Source organism: bacterium, assembly GCA_016702305.1.
Classification (GTDB): Bacteria; Electryoneota; RPQS01; order RPQS01; family RPQS01; genus JABWCQ01.
This window is the reverse complement of the sequence record JADJEH010000017.1, coordinates 77266-91179: the sequence shown is the minus strand read 5'-3', so window position 1 is coordinate 91179 and position 13914 is coordinate 77266. Positions and strand designations below refer to the sequence as shown.

Sequence of the window (13914 nt, the reverse complement as noted above, 5' to 3'; positions counted from 1 at the left end):
CTGTCGCGGCAGCGCAATCGGTCGGACGACGAGAGTCGTTTACTTCAGGAGCAGCATCTTGCGGGTGGCCGAGACGGCGCCGCTTTCGATCTGGTAGAAGTAGACGCCGCTCGACAGGTTGGCACCGTTGAAGGACATGGTGTGACGGCCAGCATCCATGCGGCCCATGTTCAAGGTGGCGACATTCCGGCCCAGCACATCGAAGACCTTCAGTGCGGTCAAGTCGGCGCGGTTCAGCGTGAAGCTGATGGTCGTCGTCGGATTGAACGGGTTCGGGTAGTTCTGCTCAAGCACGAAGTCACCGATGACGGGAGCACCGTCGTCGACGCCGGAGATGGTGCAAGCCCATTCCTCATAGAGGGTGTCGGGCGAGCCCCAGCAGTCAACGTCCATGCGGAAGGTGGCGTTGGCGTCGTCAATCAAACGCTCGTGGTTGCGGGCGAATCCGGCTTCGACGTCGAGTTGGTTAGCGCCGTACTTGTAGATCAGGTTGCGCGGGCTGCCGGCGGTGAACGGCACGGAGACAGACCAGATGCCGTCGTCGGCGGTCTGATCGCCGCTCGCGCCGTCGTCGTTCAAGTAGTACTGCTGCGGGAAATTGCCCCACGGCCAGTTGTTGAAGAAGCCGGCGGCTTGCAGGTTTTCGATCGTGTAGATGGTGTCGTTGGTCTGCACGTCATAGACGTAGCCTTCGTCGTCAATGCGACCCTGGAGCGGCGCGGCTTCGACCTGGAAGATCACGTTGACATCGTTGGTGATAATGTCGTCAGGCGTGATGTTGGCGAAGAACACGAGTTCGGGCATAATTTCGCCGTACAGGTTGCCGGACGGCGGGGGCAGGTTGTCCGGCTCAGCGCCGGTGGGCGTGAAGCTGCGGTTGGCGCTGGATTCCCAGGACGCCACGTTCGGATCGCCGCCGTCGAGAATGACGAACTTGTATTCGAGTGCGGCGTTCAGGGGCAGATCATCAAAGGTGATCCAAGCAGAGTAGATGCCGGGGTTTCCGGTTTCTTCGATCAATTGCGTAGCGCCGCCCCAGTTGCCGATGTTCGGATGGGCGCCGCGCACGACGATCCAGTCGCTGGCCGGGTCAAAGGTGCCGGACAGGTCTTGGACGGTCATGTTGACGCGGAAGTTGACCTCGACGTCCGCGGAAGCTGACGAGGTGATGTCATTGAAGTAAACGACATCGAGCGTCTGGGTCGTTCCTGCAATGGTTGCGGTCCGGTTATTCACCGATTCCCACACGTCGCCGCCGGGTCGTGCGTTGACGAATTTGTACTCAATGGCGCCTTCGGCGACTTCGAACGTACCGACGTAGATATCGCCGGACAGTTCGAGTTCCTGGGCATTACCGGCCCAGCCGTTAAACGATCCACGAACGAGGACGAGGTCCTCGGCGGGGTTGAAGTTGCCCAGATCCTGCTGTACGGACATATTGATCTGGAAGGTGACTTGCGTGGCCCATGCCTGCGCGACGCAAAACATCAGCGCAAACAAGGCAATTGAAAAATGACGTAGCCTTGACATGATCGGGTCCTCCTTGACCTAACCTATAGTTGAGATGCTAAACTATGTAGAATGTGCGAAGATATCTTAGTACGAGATTCCCAGCGAATATTTGTAGATGGCGTCGAAGCGACCGAAGTCTTCGTAGGCGGCGTCGAGAACGAAGGACGGACCTCCGCGGGTTTTGAGCCGCACGCCGAAACCGGCGGTGATGCCTTCTTCGGAATCTTCCAGGAACAGGGATTTATATCCAGTGCGGAAGAAGAGCTGTTCGCGGAAGGCATATTCAGCGCCGAAGTTGGCTGATTCGTTGTTGTCGTTGGGATGCAGTGCGTCGAGCGCAACGGAGAAGCGGTGCTTCTCGTTTTCAAAGACCTCCATGGCCAGTCCGAAGCGCATGGTCAGCGGGAGTGGCCACTTGTCAGTGCCGAGATTGGAGATGATGCGGTTGTTGTTGCCTTCGCGGGTTTCGTCCACGTCGTAGAGGCGCACGAGATCGCGTCCGTTCATCTGCATCTTGCCGCCGAAGTTGGTGATGGCGAGGCCGATGCGCATGCCGTTCAAGTCGGTGCGATAGACGCTGCCGAGATCAATGGCGGAGGTTGCGGCGGCTTCGTGCCAGATCCACTCGCGGATGTATTTTCCGGTGATGCCGAGTTTGAAGCGGTCGGTGAACTGGCGGCCATAAGTCAACTGCATGGCCATGCTGCCGGCGCTGAAGAAATATCCGGTTCCGTCTTGTTCGTCCTGCTGGGTCGTGGTGACTTCCTGATCGGGCATGGTCAGGAGCTGGATCTGCGCGCCGAGGGCGTCGCTGTTTTGCAGCGGCAGGACAGCGCCGATGACGTCATAGCGCAGGTCGGTGAGCCAGTCGGTGTGAATCAGCGAGACTTCAAACTTTTCAATGCTGGCGATGCCAGCGGGGTTCCAGTAGAGTGCGGTGGCATCGTCGGCCATGGCGGTGAATGCGCCGCCCATGCCGACGGCGCGGGCGCCGACGGCGATATTCAGAAAGGGCGCGGCAGTGGTGCCGACTTTGCTGAGCGCGAGGGTTTGCGCGGTCACGCCGAAGACGGCGCAGAGGAGAAGCAGTGTGATGGACTTTCTCACTTGATCACCGCGAACCTTCCCGTCTTTTCACCGTAAGGTGAATCAACATGAAACAGATAGACGCCATAGGCTACATTGAGTCCGTCAAAATTGCGCATATCCCAGTTGGCGGTGCCGTCGTCAATGCCCGCGTCATGTTCAATGGTGTCTACCAGGTCGCCGCGCGCGGTGTAGATGCGAATAGTGCAGCGGTCGGGCAGATGGTTAAAGGTCAGTCGTCGTTCACCGCGGCCCTCGTTGAACTGATTGGCCGGCTCCTGAGGCGAAGCCGCGACGTAGGGGTTGGGATAGACGTTGATGCGATCGAGGTTCACGTTGCCAGCGTCAATGCGTGCCGGAGCGACCGTATAGGCAAAGGTATCGGCGACGGTGAACGGCTGATAGGTTTCGAGGTGAAGAACATCGCCGGGCTGGGGCAGAACGGTGTCGCCCGTGGCGGCGCGCGCAAAGAACTCGACGGTCCACGTCAGATCGAGTACGTTGTTGATGCGTTCGCGGAAGTAGACGACATCTTTATCGTCCACGAGCCCGTTGAAGCCTGTGGAATCTTCAAATGCGAACTTGATATACTGATCAGAGCTCAAGTTCTTAACGCGGAAGTTGACGGGCACGGCGGGCAGGTTGAACGGCGGATTAATCGGGTAGACCATCGCCAGCGATGTGTCCACGATGTGATCGAAGAACTCGATTTCGTAGGTCGCCGGTTGTTTCTTGCCGCGCCAGTTGAGCTGGTTGATATTGCCCAACTCGAACTCAAAGTTCAGGAGACCGTCCGCGTTTTCGGATTGCCAGCCGCTGCGTTCGAGGATGGCGACCGTGTCACGCGGGAACAACAGGTAACCTTGCTGTCCGTCGTATAGGCGTGTCCCGGCGACGCGGAAGAACTGCCGCGCGTCGAAGGTGCCGGGTTCGAGGTTGAAGAGCGAATCGTAATATGCGGAGAACAGCGAGGCGCGTTCAATCAGATTGTCTTGCGGCGTGAGCGAGACACCGGTGACCACGACCGACTCGCCGTCCAGATTGCTGCGTGTGATGGTGTAGGTCAGCGGAAGCGTATCGGCTTCCTGCGAGAAGTTTATGCGGTAATTTGTCGTGGAGGTTACGCCCGCTGGATCGAGCACGAACGTGCCCATCGTGCCGGTGGAGAAGCCGGCGACGTGCGTCACGGTGGAGACTTCCGGTTCGACATAGCCCAGCGCGGGGGCGCGCGGCGTGACCGTAACGGTGTTGATATCGAGCGTCACGTTACCGCTGACGTCAAGGACGATGGTTTTGCTGTTTTCGGCGGGCAGAATTTCCTTCGCGACATCGCCGCGATCGTAGGCGACGACGGCGTAGTAGTAGGTCTGGCCGTTTTCAACGGTGGTGTCGGTCCACGTATGTTCGAGGCCGGTGTCGTTGCCGAGGAAGTAGATGACCGAGTTGCGAATGACCGGGAAAAAGCCGGCGTTGCCGTTGTCAAGGTCAAACTGCGCGATGGGCTGATGGAAGACCTTGCGGCCCAGACCGTCAGTGACCGTGAAGACTTCGTTGAAGCCAGGGTCGGTCGCACGATAGATTTTGTAGCCTTCAAAGTCGAAGCCGGTCACCGGATCGAACGACGCTTCGGCGATGTCATCCCAGTAGAGTGTCACTTTGCCGTCACCGGGGACGGACCATGCCGTGGGCTTGTCCGGCGGGCGGGCGAAGTTGTAATTCTCGTTGTAGATCTGCTGGACGGTGATCTTATTGTCCGTGATGTCGAGCAAGTCTTGCCCGTAAGCCAGCGCCATGGAGAAGCGCTCGGTTTGTCCGGGCCGGAGCGGGAAGAAGCCCGAGCCATAGACGAAGTCACCGTCTTGAGGTTCGGTCGAGACGACGTCGAAGCGGCCCGGGTTCATGCGATCCCAGAGCGCCTGATCGTCACGCATGCGAATGGAACCGGGGGGCGAGAAGTAGTCAAACGATGTCAAGCCGATCTGGTCGGACTCGTCCACGTCAGTCCTGTCGAAGCGCGGTTCTCCGTTGGTCGGGCGGCCGTCACCTTCGCCGGCATCGCCGGTCAGGGCAACGCCGTCGCCGCCAACGTCGTCGGTCAAGGCATCCCAGTCGCCGTCGTTGTCCACGCCGTCATCGCGCGCCTCATCCAGCAGCAGGTCCGTCGCACCACGGCCGGTGGTGTAGTCCACGTAAGCCAGGTCCTGATGGTCAATGCGTTCGTCAATCAAGCCGTTCAGGTTGTCGTCAATACCGTTGCCGCCGTCTTCGATGAGCTGCTGGCCGGGGTTGATGAGGATTTCGCGGTCACGAATCTGGTAGCGGAGCGGACCGGACTGCGGGAAGCTGGAGAGCGTGCGCTCGTAGGTCACATAGTCAATGAGGACAACAGTCTGTCCGGGACCAAAGGCGCGGGGCTGTAAGAAGAGGTTCAGGATATCGCCGGTCAGGTGCGGGCTGGCCGGGTCTTGGGAATCGCCGTCGTTGTCAATGCCGTCCACGGGATTGCCTGGAGATTCCAAGAAGGCGTAGCCGACGTAGCCGACGTTGTTGGTTTCGGAGACGGGAACCCAGCCGGGCGAGCCTTGGTCGTCGCTGTCGAAGCTGTAGGTGATGTCGTTTTCGAGATCGAAGTAGGCCAAGTCGTCTTCGGAGTCTTGTCGGCCGCCTGAGAGCGTGCCGACGACCATACCGAAGGCGACCTTGTCATAGACGTAGGAGCTGACGTTGGTAATTTCGTAGAGCCAGAAAATGACATCCTGCGCGAGGAAGTGCGCCCATTGCAGGCCGCGCACAGAGACGCGCAAGCCCAAACCACGGCGCGTGGTGTCCGTCAGATTCGGATAGTAGTGATAAGTGTTGCCGAGGCTGTCCGTGCGCTCGAACCATTCGAGGTCGCGGTGGTCGTCCATCAAGTAGTAGCTTTCGAGATCGGCGTTCGTCACGTTCTTGCCGAAATAGCCGTTCCACGCACCACGCCAGCCGGGGTCAGTCTCGTCACGTACCCACGCGCGGTCGTTCGACAGGGAGTCGGTGACATTCTTGTCGGGCCACGTGCGCGGCCAGGTGCGGGGTTGGTTCGAGAGCGCGACGAGCGGATCTTCCCCGACGGCCGGAGGAGATGCGAAACCTTGCAGCGGTTCAAATCCCCAGAAAGCGCCACCGCCGGGAGGTCCGTCGGGATTCCCGCGTGGGCCATCGGAGGTACAGACAGCGCGGAGGGTATCACCGGAGGGATGAATAAACTCGACGCCGACGAGCGGCGAGACGTCGCCGACATACTCATTATTGGTGCCGGCGGGCCATTCGCCGGAGCGTTCGCCAAGATTGCCGACAAGACCGTAGTTATAGAATACGGTGTAGACGAGATTGCCGCTCATGAAGTTTTTGGCACGATAGAGCGGGTTGCCCTTGTATGTCAGCATCGAGTCCACTTGGGCCTGCGCAGCGCCCGCCAAGAGGAGGGCTGCGCATGCGGCGAGTCGGACGATGCGGAGCGAAGTGCCCGCAAGGGACGGGCGGGAATTAGTCACAGGAGTTCTCAAAATTCGTAGGTCACACCCAGTTTAACCAGCCGGGGACGGGAATACTGCGACGGGTCAGGGTAGACTTCATCGAGGGTATTTATGTCCGGCACTTCGACGGCGCCATTCTGGACGATGGTGTATCCGGCACGGCCGGTATCGTTGTAGACGCGGTCTTCATTCTTGATATCAAAGACATTCTGAATTGTGGCGGTCAGAATGATTTTGCGTTTGCCGAGCTTGAAAGACTTGAAGCCGTTCATGTCCACGTTGTAGTAGTCGGGTCGGCGGCCATCATTCTCAAAGCCGGTGCGGATGCCGTCGTCGGTGGGCGAGTAGGGCAGTCCTGAGCCGTACTTACCTAACAAGGTGGCACCATAGCCGGAGAGACCGGGTTTGGCATAGGTCAGGCTGACGTTCAGCGTGTGACGGCGGTCCCAATCGAGCGGCACGAGCTGCTGTTCGGGTTCGCGGGGGTTGTTGCCCTTGAGGTCGTTGAAGGCCGACTGCGGGTCGCTGGCGTTGCCTTCTGCGATCTGGTAGGTATAGTCCACAAACGCGCTGAAGTTATTGGCCATCCGTTTGTCGAGGGACAGCGTTATGCCTTTGACTTCGCCGAAGCTGCGGTTAATGTACTGCGAGTATTTCGTGCCGGACGAGTAGGTCTCGACAATGCGGTCGGTCGCGACGAGGCTGCGGATGTCGCGGAAGAACAGCGAGGTCGAGAGCGACACGTCTTCGTGAATCTGCTGTTGGAAGCCGAACTCGTAGGTGACGGTTTCTTCGACATCGAGATCGGGGTTGCCCATAACGGTATTCAGACCGACGCCGGATTCGAGTTCGTACTCGGGATTGGCGTACATGCGCTCGAAGGTCGGGCGCTGGACGAAGTGACCGTATGCGAAGTGGAAGACGCCTTCATCGGACATGGGGTAGGCGATGCCGAGGCGCGGGGAGATGCGCGATTTGGGCGTAGCGTCCTTATACCAATAGGCAAGGCGCTGTTCAAGGGTCTGAGCTTCGCGTTCCGGCAGCAGGGGATTATAGACGTTGGGGTCCTTCGGGTCCGACAGCACGCGGCCATCGGGCTCGAAGTAGTCGAAACGCACGCCGAAGTTGACAATCAGCGAGGGCAGTTCAAACTTGTCTTGCGCGTAGATCGCCAGTTCGTAGGGGTTATTCCTATAGAGGTCGTGCGAGGGGAAGGACGTTGGTTCAATCGAGAAGACGAAATCGTTGGGACCGGATTCGACCGGCACCAAATTAATATCTTCATAGAACAGCTCGTGGGCTTTAACATCCAGGCCGAACTTAAGGAGGTGCAGCTTGCTGGCCTGATAGGACAGGTTGCCGGAGGCCTGCGTCGTGTTGGTCCAGCGGCGGAAGCGAGCGAGGTCCGTGCCTGCCAGATTCAGAGTATAGGGCGGGTTGATGTCCTGATACTCGGGATGCAGGTAGCGGGAGTCCGCGGGATCTTCAAAGAGGTAGTGCTGATACTCGCTCCACGTATTGGTCAGGGCCGCTTCATAGAACATGGCCTGACTGAGGGCGTGATTCAGCTTCAGGACGTTGGTGCGGCCATCGCGATAGCGGCGCAGCGTGCCGTCGGGGATGTACTTCCAGTCATGGGAGTAGTCGCGGTAGGTGCGGGCGCTGTAAAAGGTCGAGTAGTTGAGCTTCATCCGCGACGTGAGCGGATAGGTCAATTTCAGGTTGGCCCAGCGCTCGAGGTTGTAGTTCATCGCGGCGTAGGAGTCGTCCTGGTTGCGCGAGACAAACGTGGAGTCGGGATCGTTGGGAAAGAAGACATCCCAACGGCGCTCGCCATAGAGCCAGCCGTCGTCATCTAAATAGCGCAAGCTCCCGTAAAACGAGAGCTTGTCAATGAAGGGCACGGGCCCATAGAGCGTGGCGTTGTAATCCTGAATATCCAGCGGCGAGACGCTGCCGATATTCATCCACGTATTTGTGTGGTCAGAAACGTAGTCACCGAACTCGGAGGAGACGGTTCCGTGATAGTCCTGCGCACCTTCCTTGGTAACGATATTAACGATGCCGGACATCGCCTGACCGTACTCGGCGTTGAAGGTACCGCTAATGACTTGGAGCTCTTGAACGGAGTTATCGTCTACCTGGGTGCCCTGACTATTGTCATAGGCATCGGTGACGGAGATACCGTCCACGAGGTACATGACCTCGCTGGAGCGTCCACCGCGGAAGTGACCGTCCACCACGCCGGCCTGAATTTCGATGACTTGGCCGAGATTCGTAACGGGGAGCGCCTGAATGTCCGAGCTGCCGACCGTCGAGGTGGCAAACGTGCGGTCATTCTCGATCAGTTTACGCTCGGCGGTGATCACAACCTCTCCGGTGGTGATCGCCTCGATGCCCAGGACGAAGTTGGCCGTGGTCGTCTGGTCGGTGATGACGCGCAGTCCTTGAATGGTCTTGGGCGAGTAGCCGATCGCGGTCACCCGCAGGCTGATTTCGCCAGGCGTTACATTCAGGATAAAGAAATCGCCGTTGATATCGGCAGCAGCTCCGAGGCTTGTCCCCTCGATCATTACTGCTGCGCCGATGACGGGATCACCGGTTTCGCCGTCGGTCACGCGCCCTGCGATCTTGCCGGTCGTGCCAGCAAAAACAGCCGAGCACATGGCAATGAGTAGCCACAGCCCGGCCGTTCCACCTCGGAAACTCCGAATTCCCAACCACATATGAGTGCCTCTACGCTATCCTAATGCTGACCAGGTCATGGCAGCTAATCCTTCGTTTAAGTTATTCGTGACAGTAAGTTAAGGTACCTCGTACTGTTTGTCAAGTGTTGGTGTCACAAAACTGCAATTTCACTACAATCAATTCTACGCTTTACGGTTGAATTGTCGGTATTTATGCGGCTTTAGGGCCCTTTTTGTTGGGGAGAAAAGGGGCGTGCAAGTTTGCCGTAACAGCTATATATTGAAGGAAATCGCAGTATAACCGGGTGGTCGTCATGAACAGCTATAGCATGCTATGCCTCTCCGTTTTGGCTTATGCCTCTCTATGTTGGGGCCAGACCTTCAGCGCGTTCCTGTCGCGGGTGAATTCCGCCCCGATGGACCAGCGCGGCGCCATTGTTGACAGCTTCATGCAAGCGGTTCCGGGTTTCCCCTATATAGAGGAGACAAACCAGGCCCATTTTCTTTATCGAGGTGCGGCCACGTCTGTTAGTGTGCCGGGGGACATGAACGGTTGGACGCCCGGAGTGAACAGCATGACGCTGGTGAACGGGACGGACCTTTGGTACTTCAGCCGTGTCTTTGAGGCGGATGCGCGGCTGGACTACAAGTTCGTCCTCAATAACTCGAATTGGATATTGGATCCTCGGAATCCGTATCAGGTTCAGGGCGGGTTCGGGCCGAATTCGGAGTTGCGGATGCCGGAGTTTGTGCCGCCGCCGGCGATTGAGTTCTACCCGGACATTCCCCATGGCGCTTTGCGGGACACGATGTTCGCCAGCTCTGAGTTAGGGAATACGCGGCGGGTGCGCATTTACACGCCGCCGAACTACGATCCGAACGGGGAATGCTATGCGCTGCTGGTGGTCCATGACGGGTTGGATTATCTCACTTTGGGCCGGACCGATCGGATCTTAGACTACCTGATTCACGAGAACGCGATCCAGCCGGTGATCGCTGTGTTTGTGCCGGCCGTGAACCGGGAGCCGGAATATGCTGGCAATCAGCAGGCGGCCTTCGGCCGATTCATCACGCAGGAGTTGCTGCCGTTTGTGGATGCGGCCTACAATACGTGTGACGATCCGCAGCGGCGGGCGACGGCGGGGGCCTCGAACGGAGGGAATATCTCGCTCTGGCTGGCCGTGACCTACCCGGAAGTTTTTGGACTGGTATGCGCGCAGTCGCCGAACGTGCAGAGTTCAATCTCCGATGGGTTGGAAGCGAACGCCAACTTGGGCCTGCGGTTCTACGTGGACATTGGGACCTATGACATTCTGGTGTTGATTCCGCTCGCGCAGAATCTTGTGCAAATATTGGAAGAACAGGACTATCCGTACTATTTCCAGACGCATCATGATGGGCATAGCTGGGGCAACTGGCGAGCGCATCTGGATGAAGGCCTGACGTATTTGCTTCCGGCGGCGATACCGGTCGTTCCTGCCGGCCCGCCCTCTATTAATACGTTTGAACTCGCGCAGAATTATCCAAATCCATTTAATCCAACTACTAACATATCGTTCACGCTGCTGCATGAGAGCCTCGTGGATTTGCAGGTTTACGATACGACTGGGCGGGTCGTGGCCAGCCTGGTGAACAGTACTTTATCTGTTGGAAAACATGAGTTTGAGTTTGACGGGACGGGTTTCGCATCAGGTATCTACTTTGCGCGTGTGGTGGCCGCATCGCAGGTTGGCGTGGTGAAAATGGTGTTGCTGAAATAACGCCCAAGGAGACAAGGATGCGTTTGATTTTGTTGATTTTGGTAGCAGTGTCGCGACTTTCGGCGGGCGAGGACACGGGCGCTGCGGGAAGCGTGCCTGACTATCCGTATCCGTTAACAACATGTCTTTCGTGTGGTGACGCTCTGGGGGCGGCCAGTGTGTCCCTGCAGCATGCGGGTCGGGATCTGAAATTTTGTTGTATTGAGTGTGTTGCTCCGTACACAAAATCTCCAGAAACATATATTTCGAGCCTAGAAGAGCAGATCAGGATGGAGCAGCGGGACAGCTATCCCCTGAAAACCTGCGTGGTATCGGGACATGACTTGGGTTCGATGGGTGAACCGGTAGAATACGTTTCGGGGAATACGCTGGTGAAATTCTGCTGCGGTGCGTGTATAGAGAAATTTGCGAGCGATAGAGAGCAAATGTTGAAAAAACTTAGCGATGCGCGGGCAGGTGTGATTCATGAGACTGAGCCGAAGCCGCATTAGAGGCGTCAGGTGGTGAGGTCGCGGAATTTCGATTTTCCGATTTTACGAATTTCGGATTATCGGGGACGTGACCTGTTGGACTTGCGCTCACACGGTTCTTACACTATTCTCGTATTCTTCGGGCGACCCTAAACAACTTGGCAACAGCCGTGAACACGAAGACGAAGAACTCCGTTTTGGTCGTTGAGGACGAACATGATATCCGCGAGTTGCTCGAATACAACTTGGCGCGGGACGGTTTCAATGTACGGGCTGTCGAATCAGGTGAGCAGGCGCTGGCCGCGGTGGGCGTGCTGCCGCCGGACCTGATCCTGCTGGATTTGATGCTGCCGGGGATGGATGGCTTGCAGGTATGCCGCCGACTGAAGTCGGACGGTTCCACGGCGAACATCCCGATCTTGATGCTGACCGCGAAGGCCGAGGAGGCGGATATTGTGACGGGATTGGAGCTTGGCGCCGATGACTATGTCACGAAACCGTTCAGCCCGAAAGTCATCATCGCGAGGGCCAAGGCCGTGTTGCGGCGGCGGGCCGAGGCCGTGCACAGCGAGGACGAAGTCCTGTCGTTCGACCAATTGACGATTCACCCGGGGCGGCACGAGGCCGTTGTGGGCGATCAAAAGTGGACCTGACCAGCTCGGAGTTCCGGGTGTTGCACCACATGGCGCGGCGACCGGGTTGGGTGTTCACGCGGTATCAGCTTGTGGATGCAGTCCATGGGGAGAAGCACGCGGTGTCCGACCGTTCGGTTGATGTGATGATCGTCGGTCTGCGGAGGAAGCTGGGGGACTGCGGTCATTACATTGAGACGGTGCGGGGAGTCGGCTACCGTTTTCGGGTCTAAGAGTCCATTCCGAGCCAGACCAGTCGGCGATCTTGGCGGACCGGCGGTAACCGTTTGCCACCGGGAGGTCTGACGTCACAGAAGGCGGGGAGGGTGTAACCACCACCTGCCATCGCGGATAAAAGGCGTGTCCAGCACTTTCACGATAAGCCCAAAAAGTTGACAAGGCGGAATGGGCTCCGTACCTTCTGCCATGTCGCACCAACGGCCGCTATTTCGTCGTCTGTTTATGCCGTATGTGGCCATCGCGCTGGCCACCGTGCTGCTCTTGCTGTATTTCATCGGGGCGGCGTTTCGGCGGGCCGAGCTTGGGCACGTTGAGCACAGCCTCGACCTTCGGCTCCAGTTAGTCGGGCGTCAGTTGACGGAATACGTGCTGGAACAAGACACTTTTGCTTGCCGGAGCCTGCTTCGCGAATATGCGGAAGTGGGCTCTTTTCGTTTGACACTGATTGGTCCGGACGGCCGGCCCATAGGGGACAGCGACACATCGGCGCACGCATTGCCGAACTTCGCGAACCGGATCGAGGTGCGGGAGGCGCTGGTCGGCCGCGTGGGATATAGTATTCAATTTGAGGGGGGACTGAACCGCACGGAATTCGCGTTGGCGAGGCCCCTGCGGGCAGGAGACCAGATCGTGGCGGTGCTACGCGGGAGCGAGCCGGTGGCGGCATCGCGGTGGGAGGTTTTGCGGCGCACATCCGGGCTGGTTTCCATTTCACTCCTGATGATCGGGGTCGGCGTGCTGCTCGTGTTCTATGTCGTGCGGCGCGTCACGGTCCCGATCGAGACGTTGCGGCAAGGGGCGACGCGCTTCGCGGAGGGGCACTTGGATGCCCGTCTTGAGGAGCCCGAGACCACAGAATTGGCGTCTCTCAGTCGGGCGCTGAACCACATGGCCGGTCAGTTAGACGACCGAATCCGAGCTGTGGAGCGGCAGCGCGAGGAGCGTGAAGCGGTATTGGCGGCGATGTTGGAAGGGGTCTTGGCCGTGGACAGTGAGGGCCAAGTGATCATGATGAACACTGCGGCGGCGCGGCTGTTCAATGTGGATCGCACGCGGTCGCAGGGGCGGACGATTGAGGAGGCGGTGCGGAACACGGATGTTCAGCAGTTCGTCCACTTCACGCTGGCCGCCGGGCAGACTGTTGAGCGCGAGATTGTGCGCTACGAGAACCAGGAGCGGATTCTGCAACTGCGCGGAACGCCGATCCTGGAAGAGGGGCGGGTAGCGGGTGTGGTCGTGGTAATCAACGATATCACGCAGATGCGACGGATGGAAACGACGCGGCGGGAGTTCGTGGCGAATGCCAGTCATGAATTGAGAACGCCGGTAACGGCGATCAAGGGTTCGATCGAGACGTTGCGGGACGGTGCGTTGAGCAATCCAGCGGATGCGGAACGGTTTTTGGAGATGATGTCGCGTCAGGCCGACTACCTGCAGGCGATCATCGAAGACCTGCTGAGTTTGGCGCGAATCGAGCAGGCGAGCGAGTCGGCGAAGCTGGCGGTGGAAGATCTGACGATTTTGCCGATCTTATATGAAGCGTTGGAAGCAACGCAGGCGACGCGGGAAGCTCGCCGACAGCGGGTGAATATCCGGTGCGCGGAGGAGTTGCGCGCGCCGATCAATGGTTTTCTCGTGCGGCAGGCAATCGTGAACTTGCTCGACAACGCCTGCAAGTATAGTCCGGAGCAGACGGAAATCGAGGTGCGTGCGGTTGCCGATCGGGGAACGCTGGTCATTTCGGTGGAAGATCACGGACCGGGTATCGCGGAGAAGCACTTGCCGCGCATCTTTGAGCGGTTCTATCGCGTGGACGCATCGCGCAACCGCAAGTACGGTGGCACGGGATTGGGGTTGGCGATTGTGAAGCATGCGGCGCTGGCGCATGGCGGCACTGCGGACGTTGACACGCAGTTGGGGCGCGGCAGCACGTTCTCGATTCGTTTACCGCTGACGAGATGAGATAATGTAAGCGGAGCGGAACGCCGCACAGCGTGATCTACTGGCTCTGCACA

General features: G+C 58.4%; 7 protein-coding genes and 1 pseudogene. 4 read left to right on the top strand and 4 right to left on the bottom strand.

Annotated features, from left to right (window positions below; translation table 11 throughout):
• Window positions 1-39: 39 nt before the first annotated feature.
• The 4 genes from IPH10_11550 to IPH10_11535 all read right to left on the bottom strand — a co-directional run bounded on the left by IPH10_11550 (window position 40) and on the right by IPH10_11535 (window position 8836).
• Window positions 40-1530: a T9SS type A sorting domain-containing protein gene (locus tag IPH10_11550; protein MBK6911540.1), complete on the bottom strand. Its 1491-nt coding sequence runs from the start codon at window positions 1528-1530 to the stop codon at window positions 40-42.
• A 66-nt stretch (window positions 1531-1596) separates the two neighbouring features.
• Window positions 1597-2619, bottom strand: coding sequence for a PorV/PorQ family protein (locus tag IPH10_11545; protein ID MBK6911539.1), 1023 nt, complete (start codon window positions 2617-2619; stop codon window positions 1597-1599).
• Entirely contained in the window at window positions 2616-6128 is a 3513-nt protein-coding gene (locus IPH10_11540) for a hypothetical protein (GenBank protein MBK6911538.1), read from the bottom strand. Before IPH10_11540 ends, IPH10_11545 begins: the two co-directional genes overlap by 4 nt.
• 8 nt (window positions 6129-6136) lie before the next feature.
• On the bottom strand, window positions 6137-8836 hold the full coding sequence (locus IPH10_11535) for a TonB-dependent receptor (GenBank protein MBK6911537.1): 2700 nt from the start codon (window positions 8834-8836) through the stop codon (window positions 6137-6139).
• A 275-nt stretch (window positions 8837-9111) separates the two neighbouring features.
• Here IPH10_11535 and IPH10_11530 point away from each other — a divergent pair, with 275 nt between their 5' ends.
• The 4 genes and pseudogenes from IPH10_11530 (at window position 9112) to IPH10_11515 (ending at window position 13861) form a co-directional block, all read left to right on the top strand.
• Window positions 9112-10557: a T9SS type A sorting domain-containing protein gene (locus IPH10_11530; protein MBK6911536.1), complete on the top strand. Its 1446-nt coding sequence runs from the start codon at window positions 9112-9114 to the stop codon at window positions 10555-10557.
• A gap of 17 nt (window positions 10558-10574) precedes the next feature.
• The gene (locus tag IPH10_11525; protein ID MBK6911535.1) at window positions 10575-11048 is read left to right on the top strand and encodes a hypothetical protein; all 474 of its coding nucleotides are present in this window, start codon (window positions 10575-10577) and stop codon (window positions 11046-11048) included.
• A 149-nt stretch (window positions 11049-11197) separates the two neighbouring features.
• A pseudogene (locus tag IPH10_11520) lies at window positions 11198-11892 on the top strand (response regulator).
• A gap of 193 nt (window positions 11893-12085) precedes the next feature.
• Window positions 12086-13861 (top strand): HAMP domain-containing protein, encoded by a 1776-nt coding sequence (locus IPH10_11515; GenBank protein ID MBK6911534.1) that lies wholly within the window; start codon window positions 12086-12088, stop codon window positions 13859-13861.
• Window positions 13862-13914: the final 53 nt, after the last annotated feature.

Coding starts and splice junctions, on each gene's coding strand:
- IPH10_11530 (MBK6911536.1), top strand. CDS start 9,112: ATGAACAGCTATAGCATGCTATGCCTCTCCGTTTTGGCTTATGCCTCT.
- IPH10_11515 (MBK6911534.1), top strand. CDS start 12,086: ATGTCGCACCAACGGCCGCTATTTCGTCGTCTGTTTATGCCGTATGTG.
- IPH10_11550 (MBK6911540.1), bottom strand. CDS start 1,530: ATGTCAAGGCTACGTCATTTTTCAATTGCCTTGTTTGCGCTGATGTTT.
- IPH10_11535 (MBK6911537.1), bottom strand. CDS start 8,836: ATGTGGTTGGGAATTCGGAGTTTCCGAGGTGGAACGGCCGGGCTGTGG.
- IPH10_11525 (MBK6911535.1), top strand. CDS start 10,575: ATGCGTTTGATTTTGTTGATTTTGGTAGCAGTGTCGCGACTTTCGGCG.